This is a genomic window from Niabella drilacis, assembly GCF_900101395.1.
Lineage (GTDB): Bacteria > Bacteroidota > Bacteroidia > Chitinophagales > Chitinophagaceae > Niabella > Niabella drilacis.
In genome coordinates this window covers 18,679-41,249 of the sequence record NZ_FMZO01000024.1, presented here as the reverse complement: position 1 = coordinate 41,249, position 22,571 = coordinate 18,679, and the positions used below count along the sequence as shown (strand labels likewise).

Genomic DNA, 22,571 nt, shown 5'->3' with positions numbered 1-22,571 from the left:
TGGCCGTTCTGAACCCGGGACAAAAACGGCTTTTTAAATACTCCCGGATGATATTATAAAACCTTAGCGCCACTTTGTGCCTTGTGCCTTTGTGGTTCAAATGTATATTCATGTCAGGAATTACAAAAATACATACTTATTTAAGCCTTTCCGGGCTCGAACCGCTGGTGGTACGGCCGGAGTCGAACTTTATCAATGTTGGGGAGCGTACCAATGTGACCGGCTCCAAGAAATTTGCACGGCTGATCCGCGAGAACAAATATGAGGAAGCGCTGAGCGTGGCCCGGCAGCAGGTGGAGAACGGGGCGCAGGTTATCGATATCAATATGGACGATGCCCTGCTGGATGGCGTACAGGCAATGACCACTTTTATCAACCTCGTGCAAAGTGAACCGGACATCGCCAAAGTACCGGTGATGATCGACTCGTCAAAATTCGAGATCATACAGGCCGGGCTTAAATGTGTACAGGGAAAATGTATTGTGAACTCGATCTCTATGAAGGAGGGAGAAGAAAAGTTCATCGAGCAGGCAATCATTTGTAAAAGTTTTGGCGCGGCGGTGGTGGTAATGGCCTTTGATGAGCAGGGACAGGCAGATACCCGGGAGCGTAAAGTGGAGATCTGCCATCGTGCCTATAAGATCCTTACAGAAAGGGTGGGGATCCTGCCACAGGATATCATTTTTGATCCGAATATTTTTGCCATTGCTACCGGGTTGGAAGAGCACAATAACTACGGGGTCGATTTTATTGAGGCCGTAAAAGAGATCAAACAGCGGATGCCGGCAGTGAGCATCAGCGGCGGGGTAAGTAACCTCTCCTTTTCGTTCCGGGGGAATGAGCCCGTGCGGGAGGCCATGCATGCCGTATTTTTATATTATGCCATAAAGGCGGGTATGAATATGGGCATTGTGAATGCGGGGCAGCTGGCAGTATATGATGAGATAGAGCCGCAGTTGCGTCAGCTGTGTGAGGATGTGATCCTGAACCGGAACAATGAAAACAATGAAGCCACAGAAAAGCTGCTGGCTTTTGCAGAAACGGTAAGGGCATCCGGCAAAACCGAAAAAAAGGACCTGGCCTGGAGGGGTACAGACGTGGAAGAACGGCTGAAACATGCACTGGTGAACGGTATTACGGATTATATAGATGCAGATACCGAAGAAGCACGCTTAAAATATCCGCGACCGCTTGACGTGATCGAGGGCCCCCTGATGGCGGGCATGGATGTGGTGGGCGATCTGTTCGGTGCCGGCAAAATGTTCCTGCCCCAGGTGGTGAAAAGCGCCCGGGTGATGAAGAAAAGCGTAGCATGGCTTACACCCTTTATTGAGGAAGAAAAACTGGCCAACCCCGATATTGATGGCGATGCAGCTCCAACGATCCTGCTGGCCACGGTAAAGGGGGATGTACATGATATCGGTAAAAATATTGTAGGCGTGGTATTGGCCTGCAATGGCTATAAGATCATCGACCTGGGTGTAATGGTACCCACTGATAAAATACTGGATACGGCTGAGCGGGAGAAAGTGGATATCATTGGTGTGAGCGGATTGATAACCCCCTCTCTTGATGAAATGGTAAATGTGGCGCATGAAATGCAGCGCCGCAATATGCAGCAGCCGCTGCTGATCGGTGGTGCCACCACTTCCCGCATGCACACCGCTGTAAAAATTGCACCACAGTTTGATAAAGGAGTGGTGCATGTGCTGGATGCTTCCCGCAGTGTAACCGTGGCCGGCTCCCTGTTAAACCCTGAGCAGAAACCCCAGTTCCTGCAAGGCATCCGGGCCGAATACACCAAACTGGCAGCGGATTTTGCCAGTAAAAAAAAGGTAAAGGAATTCCTGCCGTTTGAAGCGGCACAACAGAATAAGGCCGGCATTGACTGGACCGGTTTTCAACCCGTGCCGCCGTCTTTTACAGGCGTGCGTACGTTTGAGGATTATGATCTTTCCGAAATACGGAAGTATATCGACTGGCAGCCCTTCTTTATTTCATGGGAGCTGCATGGCAAATTTCCGCAGATCCTGGAGGACCCCATAGTGGGAAAAGAAGCATCGAAATTGTATGCAGATGCCAATAAAATGCTGGACCAGATCGTTGCCGAAAAGTGGCTGAGGGCCCAGGGAACCGCCGGATTCTGGCCGGTGCATAAAACTTCGGATGATACGGTGCTGGTGCATAAAAGTGAAGAAGAAACCCTGCCGCTTCAATTCCTCCGCCAGCAGATAAAAAAAGCAGCCGGGCAGCCCAATCTGAGCCTGGCAGACTTTATTAGCCCGTCCCCGGGAGGAGATTTTATAGGGGCATTCTCCGTAACTATACATGGTATAGAGCCGCACCTGGAGCGCTTTATTGCCCAGAACGACGATTACAGCAAGATCAACCTGCAGGCACTTTCTGACCGGTTTGCAGAAGCTTTTGCAGAGCTGTTGCACGAAAAAGTGCGGAAGGAATTATGGGGATATATCCGGGATGAGCAGCTTTCAAATGAGGAACTGATCCAGGAAAAATACCTGGGCATCCGCCCGGCGCCCGGCTATCCTGCCTGCCCGGACCATACCGAAAAACGGAAGCTGTTCCGGCTGTTGGGTGGCGAGGAAAACACGGGAATCCATCTTACCGACGCTTTAGCTATGTACCCGGCTTCTTCGGTTTGTGGCTGGTATTTCAGCCATCCGGAAAGCAAATACTTTGGTGTAGGTAAGATCCAGGAAGACCAGTTCATGGATTATGTACAGCGGAAGGAAATGCCGGAAGAGGATCTGCGGCGCTGGTTACGGCCGGTACTGGAATAACCGTTAGGCTTCCAGTTCCTTCAGCAGGGAATCAAAATAGTGATCGAGGGAAGCGGTGGCATATCCCAGGAGGCGCCCGTTTTTTCCCAGTTCTGAAGAGACGATGGATGCTTTTTCGCGGATCTGCGTCATACAATAGGTATTGATGGCCTGCTGCATGGGCAGCGTAATGTATTGCCGGGCCTCGGCAATTTTGCCGCCCAATACGATCAGTTCAGGGTTGAAAAGCTGGATGAGGGTCGAAATGCCCTTACCCATGTTGGTGCCGATATTGGACAGCAGTTTGATCGCATACTGATCGCCCCGGTTGGCTGCCTTGATCACAACCTCCGCTTCAATGTTGTCGATCTCCTTCTCTGATAGTTCTGCGAGTATGGAGTTCTTGCCCGAGAGAATGCCTTCCTTTGCCATTTTTGCCAGTGCCAGACCGGATGCAACGGTTTCCAGGCAACCGTGTTTGCCGCAATAGCACAGGTCCCCGTTATCAATAAAAGGGATATGTCCCATTTCCCCCGAAAAACCGGACGCGCCCTGCCGTACTTTTCCGTCCATGATAATACCCAGGCCAACACCCCAGTCCATCAGCAGTACCAGCGCGTTTTTTTTACCAAGCGCCTGTCCGTGCCGCAGTTCCGCAACGGCAGTACCTTTAACATCGTTCTGAAGCACTACCGGGAGACCGAATTTTTCCTCAAAAGAATGTTGCAGCGTTTTTCCAGGCACATCGCCTGTAAAATAGCTATAATTTTCCCCTTTGAAGGAATCTACCAAACCCGGCATGCCGATGCTGACGCCAATAAGCCGTTTTTTATCGATACCCGACTGATCCAGCAGTGCAACGGCCATTTGGTGGATCTGGTCTATTTCGTGCCGGTCTTTCGACAAGGTATGCAGGGTGGTCACAATGGGTGTACTTTCAACATGGGCATTGTCCATGATGACCATCTTTACACTAAACAGTTCAATATCGATGCAAAGGGTGTACAGCGACCCGGGCTTCAGTCCAAAAAGGTCTGGTTTCCGGCCTCCCATCGACTTTCCAAAACCCCGCTTTTCAATCCATTGCTCTTTGTTCAGCTCTCCCAGCAATTTAAGCGTGGTTGGTGTGCTTATGGAAAGCGCTTTACAGATCTCTCCAACCGATGCTGCATTGACCTCATACAGGTACTTTAGTAACCGTACCTTAAAGAGATACTGTTTCCTGCTCTCAGAAAAAAGGAGGGGCTGTTCCTGCGCAACAATCGTTTTTGATTTCATGATCAGTCTGTTTCGTTATGCTGCCGAAAATAGCTAAACTTATTTTAAAAGTTTAATTAAGAAAAGAAAATCAGGAAAAAAATGGATTAAAAATAATGATTTGATTATTTTTTGTCTGAATTGAAGGTTTTTTAAATGAATAAATCGTTATAGCTCCGGAGTTTGCTAATTGTCTGGGGCCGGTGCGCTTTCAGAAGCCTGGAATTTCACAAAAGCTTTGCCCGGGCTCGTAAAATACTTCCGGTATTTGGAAAATTGGAGCAGATTAACAGATATGCGCTATTTTTACCAATCAGCAGGAAGCATGAAAACAGAAAATAATTGGATGATAATCAAATAGATGCTGGGAGGTTACCCAAACCTCAGGCATAGGATCCGGCTGCTCTTAGCCCTCTAAACCCAGGTCGCCGGTTTTGCAAGACCGGCGGCTACTTTTTTTTGTAGGTGATGGTCACCGGTACAACCCCGTCTTTTAGCATTCCGATCTTTTTAGCCGACTTTTTGCTCAGGTCAATGATCCTTCCCTGAACAAACGGCCCCCGGTCGTTGATATGTACCTTTACTTTCCGGCCATTATTCAGGTTGGTTACCTTCACTTTTGTACCAAAGGGCAGCGAGGGGTGTGCCGCCGTTCTTTTATACTGCCGGAAAACAGCGCCGCTTGCCGTTTTTCGCCCGATGAATGTATCTGCATAGTAAGAGGCCCTGCCGGTTTCGCTAACCCTGTGGCTGCAGGCCAGGAGCGTAAACAGGCATAGGGGCAATATGAAGGATCCACGCATCAGGACGACTGTTTGTTGGCGTAGGCAAACTTAAGATAGATCATCGTCAGCGACAGGCAAAGGATGACAGCATTGGTAAGAATGATGACCCAATCGTTCCGGAACGCGCCGTAGATGATCCATAGGATTTCATTGACCGCAGCAATGATAAACATCATCAGCGAAATATCTTTTACCGATTTTTCACGAACTGTTTTGAGTACCTGGGGCAAAAACGTAAGAGTGGTAATGGCGCCCGCAATATACCCTAAGATGTCAACTCCTGATACGACCAATGCCATGGGAAAATTGAATTATTTTTTGCGTTGTCTTTTTTTAGCGGCTGCAGCCTGTTGCTTGTTATAATAGGGACTGAGGTCAATGATCTCCACCTTCCTGAACTCTATGGGATGGCCCTCGCTTTGAAGGGATATATAGCCGGATTTTAAAAGCTCCCCGTCTTTTTTCACCGTGGGATCAAAATGGGACACGTTGCCGCCTCCGATCTGTGGTTTCTGGTAAACCAGTACCGTATCCCCGTTGGCTATGTGCTTGATCACCGAATCGCCCAGCACAAGTATCTCAGCCCGTACCCATTCCTCATTGCGGAAGGTTTTTGAGGTAGAGTTAATGCAATGCTGTGTTACCAGCTTGCCATCCATTTCTACATTGGTACCCGGTGTGCACAGGTTGCAGGTGCTCCGCTCTCCCGTGGCATCGCCACCCAGCAATTGTACCTCAATGGAGATCGGGAAATCCTGATCTTTGCCCATGGTGGCTGGCGGCTGGCAATGGATCATAACCCCGCTGTTCTTATACGCCCAGCCCGGAGCACCGGTGTTCTGTTTGCCCACAAAGCGGTATTCAACCGCAAACAGGTAATAAGAGTAAGGGGTTTTATAAAACAGGTGTCCAAAGCGGTCATCGAAGGTCTTATAGTGGTCATAGTTGACGGTTAGTTTTTTGTCGACTACCCGGAAAGTATTGCCAAAATTATCACCATAGGCATAGCCGGTGATCTTGGGTGTCCACCCTGTAAGATCTTTCCCGTTGAACAGCTGCACCCATTTTCGCGGAAATTTTTCCTGTGCATTGGAGAAAAATGAAATCACTGATAACAGAACAACGAAAAAGATCCGCATAAAAAATAAATTTGTTTAAAATAAAGATACCGAACTTTTAAAGGTACTATTTTAATCGGAGTTCCATAAGTTTCTTTGTATAGCCGGGCAAACCTACACCATCATTCTCTTCCTGTGCTGCGTGATCGGGAAGGACCACAGCTTTACCAATTTGTTAAGTTTCCGGAATTCATATAAAAGCAATATTAGCAGGATAGATTTGGGGCAAATATTCAGCACATGCAGCAATTCCGGGGTTTTATCAGTCAGCACAGGATGTTTGCCGGCTTCCTGTCGTTGTTTATTACCGGGGTGGCCTTCCCCAGCATACTGATACCCAGGGAACATAGTTTTTTCTGGCTGAATTTTTTCCATTGTAAAACGCTGGATGCTTTTTTTATTGCCTGTACCTTCATTGGAGATGGAGTGTTCTCGCTCTTTCTGGCATTGTTCCTGTTTTTTCTTAACAACCGGCTGCTGGCATTCCGCATATTGCTGGCTTTCCTGGTCTCCGGTATGATTGCACAGGTATTGAAAAAGATGGTGCATTTGCCAAGACCTATGGCGGCATTGGGATCGGCCGCCTATCCTTATTTTATCGAGGGGGTTACGCATTCGGGGTACAACAGCTTCCCTTCGGGGCATACCACTTCTGCATTTGCCCTGGCGCTGCTATGCTGTTTGCATACCAGGAAGCGGGGTGTGCAGGCCCTGTTTTTTTCCCTGGCCTGTATGACAGGGTACTCCAGGATCTACCTTGGGCAGCATTTTTTACCGGATGTTTTTGCCGGGATGCTGATCGGGAGCAGCACGGCTGTTGTTGTGTACGCACTGGCACAAAGCCCTTTCTGGCTTAAAAAAAAGGACCGGTTACCGGATGGGGAACATATGCCGGCTTAACTACCGTTTTTCAAAAAGCCAGGGAATGGGCCATCTTTTTTTGATCTTGTAGTTGGTGGTAATGTACTGGCGGATATGGTGCATGGCCTCGTCAATATCATCCGTCAGCAGTACCAGGTCCAGGTCCTCTTTTGAAATGGTCCCTTTGGCCGCCATACTTTCGATCGCCAGCATCAGCTCTTTATAGAATTCCTTTCCAAACAGCACAATGGGGAACTGTGTAATGGTCTTGGTCTGGATCAGCGTTACGGTTTCAAAGAACTCGTCCATGGTACCAAACCCGCCGGGCATAATAACAAAAGCGTAACTGTATTTTACCAGCAGTACCTTGCGGACGAAGAAATGCTCAAATGTTACAGAAGCAGTGAGGTACTTGTTATAATGCTGTTCAAAGGGCAGCTTGATATTACAGCCAACGGATTCGCCGCCGTTTTCAAAAGCACCCCTGTTGGCCGCCTCCATAATACCCGGTCCGCCACCGGTCATTGTGGTAAAGCCCAGTTCTGCTATTCTTTTCCCAAATTCCTCTGCCTTCTGATAGTAGATATGATCCTCCTTAAAACGGGCAGATCCGAAAACGGTGATACAGGGACCTACAAAGTGAAGGGTCCTGAACCCTTTCAGGAATTGCCATAACACATGAAAAGCAAATCCCAGTTCATAGGTCCTGCTTTTGGGCCCGTCTAAATATACATGTTCTTTTGCAGGAATGATCCGGTCGGCCTCTCTGCTCTTTTCTTTTAGGTCCATACGCTGTAATATCAGGGATACGAATATAATCCATATATAATTTTTAAATAACGAAATCCTTTTATTTTTGTTTTGTTTAATCAACCGTACGCTATGCGAATTATAAGTTATAATGTTAATGGTATTCGGGCTGCCATTAAAAAAGGTTTTATGGATTGGCTGAGGACCGACCCGGCCGATGTGATCTGTATCCAGGAAACAAAAGCGCTCCGGGAGGATGTGGATACCCGGGTACTGCAGGAGCTTGGATATGAAGACTACTGGTTCTCGGCCCAGAAAAAGGGATACAGCGGTGTAGCTGTGTTTACAAAGATCAAGCCGGATCAGGTTATTTGTGGAACGGGTCATCATACCAGCGATGAGGAAGGAAGAGTGCTGCAAATGGATTTTGGAACCATAAGGCTGATCAACGCCTATTTTCCAAGCGGTACCAGCGGCGATCTGCGGCAGGCCTTCAAATATATGTGGCTCGATGAACTTTATACCTACCTGGATGATCTGCGCAATACCCGCCCCGAGCTGGTACTTTGCGGCGACTACAATATTGCCCATGAGGCGATCGATATTCACGACCCGAAAGGGAACAAAAAATCTTCAGGATTTCTTCCGGAAGAACGGGAATGGATGACCAAATTCCTGAAGAACGGGTTCAATGATACATTCCGGATGGTACATCCCGATGTACCCCACCGCTACAGCTGGTGGAGCCAGCGGTTCCCTTCCGTGCGGCTGAACAATAAAGGATGGCGGATCGATTATATAACTGTTAGCGACGCGTTAAAAGGAAAAGTAACGGATGCTGAAATTTATCCGGATGTAAAGCATAGCGATCATTGTCCTGTTTACCTAAAATTGAAAAGCTGATGAAACCGGTTTATATATGGAATGTGACCACTAAAGTAACCAGAGGGGTTCACGATAAATGGCTGAACTGGTTGAAGGAAGTGTATATACCTGCCTTTATGGCTACGGGATGCTTTTATGATGCCATGATCTTAAAACTGATGAACCGCGATGAGGACGGAGACCCCACCTATGCCGTTCAGTTCTATGCCGGATCTGCAGCAGATTATGAGCAGTTTACGGCCTCGCATTATGCGGCGTTGAATGCGCAGATGCGAACAACCTGGGGCACGGATTGCTATAGCTTTGAATCGGCTTTGCAGGTTGTGAATTGAATGTGCATAACATTTTCGGGGGCAGGCAGAATGTCTGAAATAATTTGTATATTACCTGAAACCCTTGTTCCGCGTGGATTTCAGACGATAGTCCTCTGAAACCCTTTACAGCAAAGGGTTTCAGGAGGGATCTTTGTTTGGGCCGTGTTGTTCCTTAAATGCTTTTTCTGCTGGAAGTCTTATCAGGCGCGGGTTTCCCGGTAACGGAAGGAGCGCTATCGCTTAAAAGTTTTTTGCTACTGTCATTAAAAACCCTCTAATTTTGTCTTGTTATAAAAAACACTCATTAAATATTTTATTATGAACAAAGCAGAATTGATCGACAAGATATCCGCGGACGCCGGTATCACAAAAACACAGGCAAACACGGTTTTGGATTCTTTTGTTGAAGCAGTAACAAAAACGTTGAAGAAAGGAGATAAAGTGACCCTTGTAGGTTTTGGAACGTTTTCTGTGACCAAGAGGGCTGCGCGTAACGGGCGTAATCCCCAAACCGGTGCTGTGATCAAAATCAAGGCGAAAAAAGTTGCCCGCTTCAAAGCCGGTAAAGAGCTTGCTTCTAAGATCTGATCGCTTACTGAAAAAAATAGATGCCCCGTGATCTGCATTACGGGGCATTTTTATTACATAAAATGGCATTGTAGCTGCGGTGTATTATCCGGCCAGTATATCCGTACCGAATTTCATAGCGGTATTTGGAGGTAGAAAGGCAAGAAACCGTACATTTGCAAAAATTTAAAACTATGGGAAGAGGAGATAAAAAAACAGCAAAAGGAAAGCGCTTTAAGGGCTCATTTGGAAAAAGCCGTCCGGCCAACCCAAAAACAACAAAGGCTCCTGCCAAGAAAAAAGAGGAGGCGTAGCCGGGTTGATGGTTTATAGGTCATGGATCATAGAGGTGCTATGAACTGTGATCTATAGGCTGTGAACAAATAATGTATGCTCAAGCGATTCGTTTGGGCTTTTTCTTTTTCCGCCTTCTGCCGTACCATACAAGAAAACCTGTTACAGGAAGCGATGCACATACCAGGCTTGTTATAAAGGCAAGAATTTTCGTTGGCAGGCCCAGGATAGCGCCAACATGCACGTCGTAGTTAGCCCCGATAGCCTTTTCCCCGGGATTTTTTTCCCTGTGATTATAATTCTTTAGAAGTGCACCGGAGTTTTCATCAAAGATCAGCTGGTGCATAATATGGTAGGAATAGCCCAGTTGCTTCACATAAACGGAAAAGTTCGGATGCTCATGGCTATCCAGGTGCTCATTTCCCAAATCAACCGAATAACTGAACGCGGTAGGATACAGGGCTTCAACCTGCCGGCCGATCTTATCAAGGGTTTGTTCGTTGCGCAGGCTGTCCGGCGCCCGGGTTACAATATCAGAAAAATCCGGTATGGTGGTTTTGCCGCCTGAAAAGCTGAAATAAATGGCATTTTGTACAAATGTAAAGGCATAAAACAGGCCGGTTACAGCAATGATCAAAGCAGTAAAGGAAGCATAAAACCCAAGGATACTGTGCAGGTCATAGTTCCTGCGGCGCCAGGCGCGCACGTTTTTCCACCGGAACCAGATGCGCTGTTTCCGGGCCTTCCTGTTTTTGGGCCACCAGAGAATGATACCCGTGATGAGCATAACAAGAAAGATCAGCACCGGTATACCCACTACATATTTTCCCCAGCCGCTGTTTAACAGGAAACTCCAGTGAATGATCTTAACAATATTGAAAAAGCCGTTCTTTTCGTCGTATACAGCCAGCACTTTTCCCGTGAAAGGGTTTACATAAGCGGTTTTATAAATAATGTATTCATCAAAATAATTCCAGGCGTCCGGATCGGTTTCATAAAAATAGAACTGGTAAGATCGTTTTTTATCCATCGGGATATCTGCCCAGTGCACGTTGTACTTTTCATGACATTGTTCCTGGACCTTTGCTTCCAGCACCCGTAGGGGAAGAATGGTCTTGTTTTCAATGGAGGGCTCCCCGTGAAAAATGACCTCCCTTCGCAGCTGATCTTCGATCTCGTCTTTAAATACATACAGGCAACCGGTAATGGAAATGATGAATACAAGGATGCCAACGGTCATTCCCAGCCATAAATGCAGCCGGGAAGCCCATATTTTAAAAAGTCCCGGGATTTTTTTTCTCCCTGATGGGGGAGCAGAAGCATTGCCTGTATCCATAGTAGCAACAAAAATCGGCAAGGCCGCCTGCAGTATCTTTTCGCGATCCGGAGTTTTATTTACGCGATCGGGAATTTTTCCGGTGGATCGGAAAACAGCTGTTAGCTTTCGGCGATCAGTCGCCCAGTTTTACCGTTGCCTGAATTTTACGGCGCCAGCCGCTCAATTTTCCAAAGCAGGCCTTCCTGCCGTGTATACCGCAAACGGTCGTGCAACCGGCTGGGCCTTCCCTGCCAGAACTCTACGGAAACGGGGGTGACCTGGTAGCCGCCCCAGTGGGCGGGCCTTATGATATCCTGGCCGGAGGCGATGCGCTCGGTGATGGCCTGGGTCTGCTGGTCGAGGAAAGCGCGGCCGGGGATTACGGCGCTTTGGGGAGAAGCAATAGCGCCAATCTGGCTGCTGGCGGGCCGGGAATAAAAATAGGCATCGCTCTCGGCTTCTGACACCCTGGTAACGGTTCCGGTGATCCGTACCTGGCGTTCGAGTTCCTTCCAGAAAAAGACCAGGCAGGCATTCGGATTTTCGTGGAGCTCTTTGCCTTTCCGGCTTTCATAGTTCGTAAAAAAAACAAAGCCTTTCTCGGACACATCCTTCAATAAAACGATCCTCGCATCGGGGATGCCGTTGGCATCGGCCGTAGCCAGTGTCATGGCATTGACCTCCGAGATCTGGCTCTCCATCGCCTCCTGCCACCAGTGGTTAAACTGGCTGATAGGGTCTGCTGCCACTTCGGTTTCTGAAAGACTTTTTTTTGAATAATTGATCCGGATACCGGCAATTTCCTGGTTCATGGTATAGGAAGCTGTTTAGACTTTTATTAAATAATGAAACGCGGATTAATATCCCGCCGGCCGGCGCAGATTTTAACAGGTTGCATCCTTTACATAGACCTGGGGAAAAATAAAGGATAATGCATTCCCGGCGGCTAAAAAAAAATTGCGTCTTTTTTTAATGGATCAGCGTTCCGATTTTTTCCCCTTCTACCAGTTTCTTAAGATTCCCTGTCTGGTTCATATCAAATACAATGATCGGCAGGTTATTTTCCATACAAAGGGTGAAGGCGGTCATATCCATGATCCGCAGGTTCTTTGTGAGGCATTCCTGGTAAGTAACTTCATCATATTTGGTAGCAGTCGGATCTTTTTCCGGATCAGCGGTATAAACTCCATCCACACGGGTACCTTTCAGGATCACATCAGCGTTGATCTCGATCGCTCTCAGGGAACCGGCCGTGTCTGTGGTAAAATAAGGATTTCCGGTGCCGGCACCAAAGATCACCACACGTCCTTTTTCCAGGTGGCGGATCGCACGGCGGCGGATATAGGGCTCTGCGATCTGCTCCATCTTGATGGCGCTTTGCAGCCGGGTAAACAGACCCGTTTTTTCCAGGCCGGCCTGTAGTGCCATCCCATTGATCACAGTGGCCAGCATACCCATGTAGTCGCCATGTGCCCGCTCAATACCGGTCTCTGCCTCGTTCATTCCCCTGTAAATATTTCCCCCGCCGATCACTAAAGCTACTTCCACGCCCAGGTCCGTTACGGATTTTATTTCACGGGCATACTGCGAAATGACAGCGGAGTCCATCCCAAAATTTTTATCTCCCATTAATGATTCTCCGGAGAGCTTCAACAAAATCCTCTTATACTTTGGCATGAATGTTCTTTTTGAATGAAGGTGAATGTTTAACGCAACGAAGATACTGTTTCAGACAGTAAAATCAATATCTACGTAAAGTTGTATACTCAATGGTGTTTAAGATATCCGTATTTTTCTGTGAAAGTCCGTGGAATCTGTGAGCGACACATTGAGCATCTATGTACTAAGGAAATATTATTGAATCCGGGGTGTTTAAGATATCTGCAACTTTCTGTGAAAATCCGTGGAATCTGTGAGCGACATTATTGAGCGTTTACATGCTAAAGAAACGACATAGATGCTCGCTGCCGGATATTCTTCGTATGGCTCAACGCCCAATTCTCAATTCTTCACCCTCCATCCCCGGTCCTGTGTATGTTTTCTAAGCAATATCACCCTGGCGGCTGCTCTTCGGTGTTTAAGATACCCGCAGCTTTCTGTGAAGATCCGCGGCATCTGTGAGCGACACATTGAGCACCTATGTACTAAGGAAATGTTATTGAATTCGGGGTGTTGAAGATACCTGCAACTTTCTGTGAAAATCCGTGGAATCTGTGAGCGATACATTGAGCATCTATGTACTAAGGAAATATTACAGAATCCAGAGTTGTAATGCTCCATCCCCGGTCCTGTGTATGTTTTCTAAGCAATACCACCCTTGCGGCTGCTCTTCGGTGTTTAAGATACCCGTATTTTTCTGTGAAAATCCGTGGAATCTGTGAGCGACACATTGAGCACCTATGTACTAAGGAAATATTACAGAATCCGGAGTTGTAATGCTCCATCCCCGGTCCTGTGTATGTTTTCTAAGCAATACCACCCTTGCGGCTGCTCACCGGTGTTTAAGATACCCGCAGCTTTCTGTGAAGATCCGCGAAATCTGTGAGCGTTATCACCTGCGCTGCATATTATGGTAAAAAAAGTGGTGAAAAAGCAAAAAAAGGATGGATCCTTACTGTTCTTTAGCCGGAATTTGTCTGAGAATGATTGTACCTTCACCCGGCCGGTCTACCGGTCATTTGATAACAGGATTAAAAAAGAACTATGCAAAATAGAATCGGTACTACAGATGTTTCGGTAACACCCATTACCCTTGGCGCCTGGGCCATTGGCGGTGCCATGTGGGGCGGTAATGAAGAGGCAGATTCCATTGCGGCAATCAAGGCTTCTATCGATAATGGTATTACCTCCATCGATACGGCTCCCGTTTATGGAATGGGGTACAGCGAAGAACTGGTGGGAAAAGCGATCCGGGGATACGACCGGAGCAAGCTCCAGATCCTTACAAAATTTGGGATGGTATGGGACCAGGAAAAGGGCGACTATGCTTTTGAACGGAAAGATAATGCCGGTGTTTCAAGAAAGATTTATAAGTACGGAGGCTATGAGAATGCCATTAAAGAAGTAGAGATCAGTTTAAAACGGCTGCAGACCGATTACATCGACCTGATCCAGCTGCATTGGCCCGATAGCACCACGCCTGTCAGCGAAACCATGGAAGCCATGCAAAAAATGCTGGATGAAGGAAAAGTGCGGGCTATTGGTGTATGCAATTATAATGGTGCACAGCTGGCAGAAGCGGAGCAAACCGTAAAACTGGCTTCGGACCAGGTGCCTTACAGCATGCTGAAACGGAATATCGAAAAAGATGTAGTGCCTTATGCACTGGCAAATGAGCTTTCTGTGATCGCTTACAGTCCCATGGAGCGGGGATTGCTCACGGGCAAATACAATGCCGCATCGCAGTTTGCAGCAGATGATCACCGGAGCAATTATTTCAAGCAGTTCGATATGGATAAGGTAGCGGAGCTTACGGCCCGTTTAGCAGAAATGGCTGCAGGATACCAGGTTGCTGTTGCGCAGCTGGTACTGGCATGGACGGCGCATCAGCCTGCTGTTGCTGCTGCACTGGCAGGTGCCCGCAATGCAAAACAGGCGGCCGAAAATGCAGGAGCCATGCACCTGGAACTGGCAGAGGCCGACCTGGCACAGATCGAAGAATGGCTGGCCGGATCTTTTCTTTCATAAACCAAATGTATATTGCTGTTATGTGGAAACAAATAAAAAAAACGGCCGGACTGGCCGGAGCATGCTGTTTATTGCTTACTGCCAACGGGCAGGAGCAGGGCATACACCAACAATCCTCCCTGTATGAATGGCCGGCTGACCCGCTGGTAAAACAAAAGCTGGACCAGTGGCAGGATCAGAAATTTGGGATGATCATCCACTGGGGATTATATGCAGTACCCGGGATCGTGGAATCCTGGTCTATTTGCTCGGAGGACTGGATCGGCCGGGATAGCACCATTCCTTACGACACTTATAAACAATGGTACTGGGGATTGAAAAAGGATTTCAACCCGGTGCGTTTTGATCCGGATCAGTGGGCCGGCGCTGCAAAAGCCGCCGGGATGCGGTACCTGGTGTTTACAACCAAGCATCACGACGGGTTCAATATGTTTGATACCAAACAATCGGATTTTAAGATCTCAAACGGCCCCTTCGGAAATAACCCCAGGGCAGATGTGGCCAAATATGTATTTGATGCATTCCGGAAACAGGGCTTTATGATCGGGGCATACTTCTCCAAGCCCGACTGGCATAATGAGAATTATTGGTGGCCCATGTATGCAACACCGGACCGGAATGTAAATTATGATATTAAAAAGTTCCCCTGGCGCTGGCAGAAGTATAAGGACTTTACCTACAACCAGATCAGCGAGCTGATGCACAATTACGGTAATATGGATATTCTTTGGCTGGACGGGGGCTGGGTCCGTCCTATAGAAACGATTACCGATGAAGTGCGGGCCTGGGGCGCCCGGATCCCCGAATCGGGGCAGGACATTGATATGCCGAAGATCGCCGCCATGGCCCGGGAGGCACAGCCGGGCATCCTGATGGTAGACCGGACGGTACACGGCCCGTACGAGAATTACCAGACACCGGAGCAGCGCGTACCGGATCATAAGATCGATAACCCCTGGGAAAGCTGCATGACCCTGGGCGGCGCCTGGGGATATGTACGGGGCGACCGGCTGAAACCGGCATCACAGGTGATCCATACGCTGGTAGAGATCGTTGCCAAAGGCGGCAGCCTGCTGCTGGGCGTGGGACCGCAGCCAGATGGTACTTTAACAGCGGAAGCCGTATCCCGCCTCAACGAGATCGGGAAATGGCTGAAGGTGAATGGAGCGGCCATATACAACACCCGCACAACCGAACTTTATAACAGCGGCAATACCTGGTTTACCCGCTCAAAAGATGGTAAAACAAATTATGCGATCGCGCTGATCAAAGATGACCAAACACCCGCAGTTGTTGCGTGGGAAGGTAACCTGCCGCGTAAAGGATCTGTGATCCGGTCGGTTGCTACCGGCGAAAAAATAAAATGGGAAGCAAAAGGCAGCAAGGTAATCCTGCAGCTGCCTGCTAAACTAAAAACAATGAAGGATGCAACAGCATTCGCTTTCTCTTTTGTAAAAGATTAAAAATAGTATATGAAGAAGATTGTAGTCAGCTCTTTCCTGTGTATCGGGCTTTCGTTATGCGGCATAGCCCAAAAAACAGCACCTCCGGCCCCGGTATACCCGGTACCTTCTGCCCGGCAGCTGGCCTGGCACCAGTTGGAAACCTATGCCTTTATCCATTTTACAACCAACACGTTTACGGATAAGGAATGGGGCTTTGGCGACGAAGATCCTAAAATATTTAACCCTTTAAAAGTAGATGCCGATCAGTGGGCTGCAGTGCTGAAGCAGACAGGATTTAAGGCCATGATCCTTACCACGAAACACCATGATGGGTTTACACTCTGGCCCAGTAAATATACAGACCATTCTGTAAAGAATAGTCCCTGGAAGAACGGGAAGGGCGATGTGGTGAAAGAGGCCAGCGATGCGGCACGGAAAGCAGGGCTGAAGTTTGGGGTGTACCTGTCGCCCTGGGACCGCAACCGTGCGGATTACGGCAGCCCATCCTATATAACCTATTACCGCAACCAGCTGAAAGAGCTATTTACCACTTATGGTCCCATCTTTGAAATGTGGTTTGATGGTGCAAATGGAGGCGACGGCTATTACGGGGGAACAAATGAGAAAAGAAAAATAAATGGCGCTGCTTATTATGACTGGCCCGCTACTTTAAAGCTGGTGCGCAGCATGCAGCCCAATGTGCTGTTTTTTAGCGATGCCGGTCCCGATATACGCTGGGTGGGTAACGAAAGCGGTGTGGCTGGCGCCACCAACTGGAACAGCATTACACCCGATACGTTGTATGCAGGCAAAGCAGGGATCACCGGGTTACTGAATACCGGGTCTGCCGATGGTACAAAATGGATCCCGGCAGAAGTAGATGTCTCCATCCGCCCGGGCTGGTTTTATCATGCTTCAGAAGATAGTAAGGTAAAAACGCCGGAACAACTGTTTAACATTTACCTGACTTCTGTAGGGCGTGGCTCAAACCTGCTGCTGAATATTCCTCCCGATCGTAACGGGGTTTTTCACCCGACCGATGTGGCGGCATTAGAAGGATTTAAGAAACTGCTGGATGAACGGTTGACCCATAATCTTGCAAAACAGGCCCGCGTAAAAGCCAGCAATGTTAGGGGCCATTCGGCCGTTTATAACGGTGCAAAGATCACCGATGGAGACAGGAATACATATTGGGCAACGGATGATGGAGTAACCAAGGCCGATGTTGAAGTACAGTTGCCGGCGGCTAAAAAGATCAGTTATGTACTGCTGCAGGAATATATTGCATTGGGACAGCGTATAAGTGGCTTCGTGGTAGAAGCGCAGGAAGGCGGCAGCTGGAAAGAGATCGCCACCGGTACTACCATCGGGTATAAACGTATTTTAAAGATCGACCCGGTTGTTACCTCCAGGATCAGGCTGCGCATTACAGGTTCCAAAGCCGCACCGCTGATCTCTAACCTGGCCCTGTATTAAGGGCCGGTACCGGATGATATGAACTTTGCGTGTTTTAACAGAAACAATGATTTTTTATGACAGGGCAATTCCATACAGCTATTTGTTTTGGTGAAATCCTCTGGGATGTACTGCCCGACGGGGCACAGCCGGGCGGAGCACCCATGAATGTGGCGTATCACCTGAACCAGTCGGGGATTGCAGCCGGGGTGCTGTCAAAAAAAGGAAACGATGCCGATGGAGAACGGCTGATCCGTTTCCTGGACGGGCATCATGTAAACACGGCACTGGTGCAAACCGATCCGGTTTATCCCACGGGAAAGGTTCTGGCCACACCCGGGGAGAACTATGAAATGCAATATGACATTGTTTTTCCGGTGGCCTGGGATTTTATTGATGACAGGGACATGGCTGCGGAAAAGGTGGCTGCGGCAGAACTGTTCATCTTCGGGAGCCTTGCCGCCCGTAACGAACACTCGCGTAAAACCCTGTTTAACCTGTTGTCCGGTGCAAACAAAAAAATAATGGATATTAATCTGCGGCCACCGCATTTTACACAGGAATTGATCGAAGCACTACTGAATGAGGCCACAGTGCTGAAGCTGAATGAGAATGAGCTGGAGCTGCTCAGCGGCTGGTATACATTTACCGGTTCGGTGCGGGAGCAGGCGGAGGCGCTCGGGAAACGGTTCTCGATCCGGGATATCATCATCACAAGGGGTGCCGGGGGCGCGGCTTATTATACGGATGGCGCATTTTACGAACATCCGGGTATCCGCGTAAACGTGGTGGATACCGTAGGCAGCGGAGATGCCTTCCTGGCGGGGTTTCTATCGCAACTGCAAAAGGGCGGCAGCCCCGAAGCTGCACTGGACTTCGCCTGCCGGCTTGGGGCGTTTATCGCAACCCAAAAAGGAGCCTGTCCTGAATATGATCCTGCTAAAATATAGGCGTCAGCAGCCGGCTTTTCTTGTTTTCGGCATAATCGTTTCCCCGGTCTCCGCCAGCCCCAATGCCATTGGTTACCGGGATCTTGCCAGGGCTATTGGATGAACCGGGAACAAGCCCGGGCAAAACGCTTCTTTATCTTTTGTAGCAACCTCTTATTAGAAACAGCTTCTTAGAAAAAGCGGGTCTTGTAAAGCTTTATATCCGGGATCGTAATGGTCCTGTCCGGGTTGCGCATATAAATATGATAGGTCCACCAGCTTTCTTCAGCCTGTGTGAACAGGAGCTGTTTCTTGTGCGGATCATAGTTAGCCGATTTAATGTTCTGCCTTTCCTTTAATGGCTCAAAAACCTTAAAGCGCGCTTCCGGGATCGCAAAGGTGAAAACATTATGATGAGTGGTAACGATCAGGGTCTCCGGATCCATTGCTGAAAGATCGTGCCCGCCTTCAGATGGAAGTCTCCATTTTTGCTCAAGCCGCAAACGCGGTGCAGCGCTGTTCCAGTCTTGTAAGGCATAGGCCCTGAGTTCGCCAAACCCCAGAGCAAACAGCCGCTGGTACTTCGGGCTCCATACCACACCATGCCCGGAGTATAAGGAATCTCTGAACAACCGCTGCTCCGGTTTATCAAGATCATACAGTTCAATGCTGTTTCCCTGGGGATGGGTGGAAAGCGCTACTACCACCCGGTTGCCGGGCAGGATCTCGGCGGAATGAGCCATGGGTACGCGGGCATAAAAAACAGGTTTTTGGGTTTTAATATCCAGCAGTACCACGCCGCCTCCGGATGAGGTCAGCAGGAGCCTGGAGCGGTTCATCACCGGCTTGCAATCATCCAGGGGAACCATCCATTTCTGGTAGGCAGGGGGGAGACCCTGTGCATCGCTTACTTTCCAGCGCCAGCTGACGGCAGGCGCTGTGGCAGATTTCCGGCTGTTGAGCAGCAACACTTTATCATCGCCACATACTACAATATCTGCACTTCCCGCGTTGATCGTTGTTTTGGAGGTACAGGAACTCAGCAGCAATACACACAGGAAGCTGAAGCGGAATACAGGTCGTATCATTTCTTTTAATGGATTTTGATTTGTTATGCCCGGTAAAGGATTAAAGTTAAGGCGTCTCCGGTAAATAATAGCTATCAGCCGTCAGTTATCAGCTCCCCCAATTTCGGGCAGTCTTCGGCTATCGGTTTTCAGTCATCAGTGTCATTAAGGTATACACGCGGATCTGACGTTGAACCTTAAACTTTAAACTGAAATATACAAGGGAACAATCAGCGGTCAGCTAAACAAAATGTGCTTTTTTGTGATGCGCCCATTGTTCAACGCTCCGGAAACGGGTATTTTTGATGACACAAAATCAAAGAAGATGTTGTATAAGGAATTTAAAGAATCACTGGCCGCAACTGAGCAGCCTGCCGGTATGGGAGCCTTGCAATCGGGGCTCTGGCATGCCGCAAAAGGAAATTGGGAAGCAGCGCACCAGGTTGCGCAGGATCATGAAGGAGAACGGGATTTTGACCGGCTGCATGCCTACCTGCACCGGGTAGAAGGCGATTCGTGGAATGCGGATTACTGGTACCGCCGTGCAGGTACTACGATGCCCGCCCAATCCCCGGAAGAAGAGCTGGAATCGCTGATACAGCTTTGGAGCTGACAGCGGCATCAGGGTTTGGTATTTGAATCGATTTAATCTATAGAATTATAAATTTAATTGATTTTGTTTATGCGATAAATGTCGATAAGTTTGTTTATCTTTTACAGGAAAACGATCCTGGCAAAAGGAATCTGTCAATCATTATAAAAACTTATAAAAATGGGGAAAGATCCAAACGACATCAGCAAATGCCCGTTTCACAATGGCGCCATTAAACAAAGTGTAGGCGGCGGTGGAACCAAAAACCGCGACTGGTGGCCCAACCAGCTCAAGTTGAATATCCTGCGGCAATATTCTGCTTTATCCAACCCGATGGACAAAGGATTTAACTATGCCGAAGCATTTAAAGGCCTTGACCTGGGAGCCGTAAAGGAGGACCTGCATACCCTGATGACCGATTCGCAGGACTGGTGGCCTGCAGACTTTGGTCATTATGGAGGATTGTTCATCCGTATGGCCTGGCACAGTGCCGGTACCTACCGCGTAGGCGATGGCAGGGGGGGAGCCGGCTCGGGCCAGCAGCGTTTTGCACCGTTGAATAGCTGGCCGGATAATGTGAGCCTTGACAAAGCCCGGCGTTTACTTTGGCCCATCAAACAGAAATATGGAAAAAAACTATCCTGGGCCGATCTGCTGATCCTTGCAGGTAATGTGGCACTGGAGTCGATGGGCTTCAAAACCCTGGGTTTTGCAGGTGGCCGCGAAGACGCATGGGAAGCGGCCGAAGATGTATATTGGGGATCCGAAACTACCTGGCTGGGTGGCGATATACGGTATGCACATGGCCCCGAAGGAGTGGAAAAGAATGGCGGCGTTCTCGTAACGGACGATGATGCCGATGAGCAGACGCACTCCCGCAACCTTGAAAAACCGCTTGCTGCCGTACAGATGGGACTTATTTATGTAAACCCGGAAGGGCCCGACGGGAACCCTGATCCTCTTGCTGCGGCAAAGGACATCCGGGACACTTTTGGCCGCATGGCTATGAACGATGAGGAAACCGTGGCCCTGATCGCGGGTGGTCATACGTTTGGTAAAACGCATGGCGCCGCTCCTGCCACACATGTGGGTAAGGAGCCGGAGGCTACCGGCATAGAAGCGCAGGGACTGGGCTGGAGCAACAGCTTTGGCACAGGCGTTGGCGCAGACACCATCACAAGCGGACTGGAAGTGACCTGGACGCAGACACCAACAAAATGGGATAATAACTTTTTTGAAACCCTTTTCGGTTTTGAATGGGAGCTTACCAAAAGCCCGGCCGGTGCGCATCAATGGGTAGCAAAAGATGCGGAAGCCATTACACCCGATGCCTTTGATCCGGCTAAAAAACACAAGCCCACCATGCTGACCACTGATCTTTCGTTGCGGTTTGATCCTGCGTATGAGAAAATATCCAGGCATTTTTTGGAAAACCCGGATGCCTTTGCCGATGCTTTCGCCAAAGCCTGGTTTAAATTAACACACCGGGATATGGGACCGCGCAGCCGCTATTTGGGACCCGAAATTCCACAGGAAGAATTTATTTGGGAGGATCCCATCCCCGCAGTGGATCATGTGTTGATCGATGAAACCGATATCGCTGCCCTGAAGACAAAATTGCAGCAGTCCGGCCTGAGCATTGGGGAGCTGGTATCCACTGCCTGGGCTTCTGCAGCCACCTTCCGTGGAGGGGATAAGCGTGGGGGAGCCAATGGTGCCCGCATCCGGCTGGCCCCGCAAAAATACTGGCAGGTTAATAACCCCGTACAATTACAGAAAGTGCTGAATGTGCTTGAAGGCATTCAACAGGAATTTAACATGGCGCAAACAGGAGGAAAAAAAGTATCGCTGGCCGACCTGATCGTGCTGGCTGGTGCCGCCGGCATAGAAAAAGCAGCCAGGGATGCCGGGCATCCCGTGATCGTTCCCGTAACACCGGGTCGTATGGATGCCTCGCAGGAGCAAACGGATGTGGATTCCATCGCCTTCCTGGAACCCCTGGCAGATGGCTTCCGGAACTATCGCAAAACAAAAATACCCGTGTCTACGGAGGCATTACTGATCGATAAAGCACAGTTGCTCACACTTACAGCGCCGGAACTGACCGTGCTGCTGGGGGGAATGCGGGTGCTGCAAACCAACTTTGATGGCTCCGTATATGGCGTGCTCACAGAACGTCCCGGGCTGCTGACCAACGATTTTTTTGTAAACCTGCTGGATATGCGCACGGCATGGAAAGCAGCTTCCGGAGACCAGGAACTGTTTGAAGGGTACGACCGGGGCACCGGAGCTGCTAAATGGACAGCAACCCGTGCTGACCTGGTGCTGGGCTCCAATGCCGAGTTGAGAGCCATTGCTGAAGTATACGGGAGCGCCGATGGCCAGGAAAAATTTGTGAAGGACTTTGTGGCTGCATGGAATAAAGTGATGAACCTGGACCGGTTTGATCTGGGATAACGGATCATAC

21 protein-coding genes are annotated in these 22,571 nt (G+C 48.9%); 12 read left to right on the top strand and 9 right to left on the bottom strand.

Annotated elements, in window-relative coordinates; all coding sequences use genetic code 11:
• Positions 1-110: 110 nt before the first annotated feature.
• A complete protein-coding gene (metH, locus tag BLS44_RS24120) occupies positions 111-2,801 on the top strand; it encodes a methionine synthase (protein WP_090393262.1) in 2,691 nt (896 codons plus the stop codon).
• Between the two features lie 3 nt (positions 2,802-2,804).
• On the opposite strand, the gene BLS44_RS24115 is transcribed toward metH, so the two are convergent.
• The 4 genes from BLS44_RS24115 to BLS44_RS24100 all read right to left on the bottom strand — a co-directional run bounded on the left by BLS44_RS24115 (position 2,805) and on the right by BLS44_RS24100 (position 5,961).
• Positions 2,805-4,058 carry an ROK family protein gene (locus tag BLS44_RS24115; protein WP_090393260.1) on the bottom strand — a complete coding sequence of 418 codons (1,254 nt, stop codon included), beginning with the start codon at positions 4,056-4,058 and terminating at the stop codon, positions 2,805-2,807.
• A gap of 428 nt (positions 4,059-4,486) precedes the next feature.
• Positions 4,487-4,840, bottom strand: a complete 354-nt coding sequence (locus BLS44_RS24110) for a septal ring lytic transglycosylase RlpA family protein (RefSeq protein ID WP_090393258.1) — start codon at positions 4,838-4,840, stop codon at positions 4,487-4,489.
• Complete coding sequence (locus BLS44_RS24105) at positions 4,840-5,121, bottom strand: SemiSWEET family sugar transporter (protein WP_090393256.1); 282 nt, start codon at positions 5,119-5,121, stop codon at positions 4,840-4,842. The genes BLS44_RS24110 and BLS44_RS24105 overlap by 1 nt, the downstream gene beginning before the upstream one ends.
• A gap of 12 nt (positions 5,122-5,133) precedes the next feature.
• A complete protein-coding gene (locus BLS44_RS24100; RefSeq protein ID WP_090393254.1) occupies positions 5,134-5,961 on the bottom strand; it encodes a 3-keto-disaccharide hydrolase in 828 nt (275 codons plus the stop codon).
• A 219-nt stretch (positions 5,962-6,180) separates the two neighbouring features.
• Here BLS44_RS24100 and BLS44_RS24095 point away from each other — a divergent pair, with 219 nt between their 5' ends.
• Positions 6,181-6,840, top strand: a complete 660-nt coding sequence (locus BLS44_RS24095; protein WP_090393252.1) for a phosphatase PAP2 family protein — start codon at positions 6,181-6,183, stop codon at positions 6,838-6,840.
• On the opposite strand, the gene BLS44_RS24090 is transcribed toward BLS44_RS24095, so the two are convergent.
• A complete protein-coding gene (locus BLS44_RS24090; protein WP_090393298.1) occupies positions 6,841-7,590 on the bottom strand; it encodes an LOG family protein in 750 nt (249 codons plus the stop codon).
• Positions 7,591-7,683: 93 nt separating this feature from the next.
• Between BLS44_RS24090 and BLS44_RS24085 the strand changes: the two genes are divergently transcribed.
• The 4 genes from BLS44_RS24085 to BLS44_RS24070 all read left to right on the top strand — a co-directional run bounded on the left by BLS44_RS24085 (position 7,684) and on the right by BLS44_RS24070 (position 9,631).
• Complete coding sequence (locus BLS44_RS24085; protein ID WP_090393250.1) at positions 7,684-8,454, top strand: exodeoxyribonuclease III; 771 nt, start codon at positions 7,684-7,686, stop codon at positions 8,452-8,454.
• The gene (locus BLS44_RS24080; protein ID WP_090393248.1) at positions 8,454-8,768 is read left to right on the top strand and encodes a DUF4286 family protein; all 315 of its coding nucleotides are present in this window, start codon (positions 8,454-8,456) and stop codon (positions 8,766-8,768) included. The genes BLS44_RS24085 and BLS44_RS24080 overlap by 1 nt, the downstream gene beginning before the upstream one ends.
• Before the next feature lie 300 nt (positions 8,769-9,068).
• Positions 9,069-9,338, top strand: coding sequence for an HU family DNA-binding protein (locus BLS44_RS24075; RefSeq protein WP_090393245.1), 270 nt, complete (start codon positions 9,069-9,071; stop codon positions 9,336-9,338).
• A gap of 173 nt (positions 9,339-9,511) precedes the next feature.
• Positions 9,512-9,631 carry a 30S ribosomal protein THX gene (locus tag BLS44_RS24070; RefSeq protein WP_090393296.1) on the top strand — a complete coding sequence of 40 codons (120 nt, stop codon included), beginning with the start codon at positions 9,512-9,514 and terminating at the stop codon, positions 9,629-9,631.
• Positions 9,632-9,711: 80 nt separating this feature from the next.
• Here BLS44_RS24070 and BLS44_RS24065 read toward each other — a convergent pair whose 3' ends face one another.
• The 3 genes from BLS44_RS24065 to pyrH all read right to left on the bottom strand — a co-directional run bounded on the left by BLS44_RS24065 (position 9,712) and on the right by pyrH (position 12,606).
• On the bottom strand, positions 9,712-10,947 hold the full coding sequence (locus BLS44_RS24065) for a PepSY-associated TM helix domain-containing protein (protein ID WP_090393243.1): 1,236 nt from the start codon (positions 10,945-10,947) through the stop codon (positions 9,712-9,714).
• Between the two features lie 146 nt (positions 10,948-11,093).
• Positions 11,094-11,741, bottom strand: a complete 648-nt coding sequence (gene pdxH / locus BLS44_RS24060) for a pyridoxamine 5'-phosphate oxidase (protein WP_090393241.1) — start codon at positions 11,739-11,741, stop codon at positions 11,094-11,096.
• A 157-nt stretch (positions 11,742-11,898) separates the two neighbouring features.
• Positions 11,899-12,606: a UMP kinase gene (gene pyrH / locus BLS44_RS24055; protein WP_090393239.1), complete on the bottom strand. Its 708-nt coding sequence runs from the start codon at positions 12,604-12,606 to the stop codon at positions 11,899-11,901.
• 1,026 nt (positions 12,607-13,632) lie between these two features.
• Between pyrH and BLS44_RS24050 the strand changes: the two genes are divergently transcribed.
• From BLS44_RS24050 to BLS44_RS24035, 4 genes are read left to right on the top strand one after another with little or no spacing between them, the layout of a single operon-like run.
• Positions 13,633-14,616, top strand: a complete 984-nt coding sequence (locus BLS44_RS24050) for an aldo/keto reductase (protein ID WP_090393237.1) — start codon at positions 13,633-13,635, stop codon at positions 14,614-14,616.
• A gap of 20 nt (positions 14,617-14,636) precedes the next feature.
• On the top strand, positions 14,637-16,079 hold the full coding sequence (locus BLS44_RS24045) for an alpha-L-fucosidase (protein ID WP_090393294.1): 1,443 nt from the start codon (positions 14,637-14,639) through the stop codon (positions 16,077-16,079).
• Positions 16,080-16,088: 9 nt separating this feature from the next.
• Positions 16,089-17,537 (top strand): alpha-L-fucosidase, encoded by a 1,449-nt coding sequence (locus BLS44_RS24040; RefSeq protein ID WP_090393235.1) that lies wholly within the window; start codon positions 16,089-16,091, stop codon positions 17,535-17,537.
• A gap of 56 nt (positions 17,538-17,593) precedes the next feature.
• Positions 17,594-18,466, top strand: a complete 873-nt coding sequence (locus BLS44_RS24035; RefSeq protein ID WP_090393233.1) for a carbohydrate kinase family protein — start codon at positions 17,594-17,596, stop codon at positions 18,464-18,466.
• Positions 18,467-18,636: 170 nt separating this feature from the next.
• On the opposite strand, the gene BLS44_RS24030 is transcribed toward BLS44_RS24035, so the two are convergent.
• Positions 18,637-19,533, bottom strand: a complete 897-nt coding sequence (locus BLS44_RS24030) for a DUF6528 family protein (RefSeq protein WP_090393232.1) — start codon at positions 19,531-19,533, stop codon at positions 18,637-18,639.
• A 304-nt stretch (positions 19,534-19,837) separates the two neighbouring features.
• On the opposite strand from BLS44_RS24030, the gene BLS44_RS24025 reads away from it, so the two are divergent.
• Positions 19,838-20,125: a hypothetical protein gene (locus BLS44_RS24025; RefSeq protein ID WP_090393292.1), complete on the top strand. Its 288-nt coding sequence runs from the start codon at positions 19,838-19,840 to the stop codon at positions 20,123-20,125.
• A gap of 159 nt (positions 20,126-20,284) precedes the next feature.
• Complete coding sequence (gene katG, locus BLS44_RS24020; RefSeq protein ID WP_090393230.1) at positions 20,285-22,561, top strand: catalase/peroxidase HPI; 2,277 nt, start codon at positions 20,285-20,287, stop codon at positions 22,559-22,561.
• The last annotated feature ends 10 nt before the right edge of the window (positions 22,562-22,571 follow it).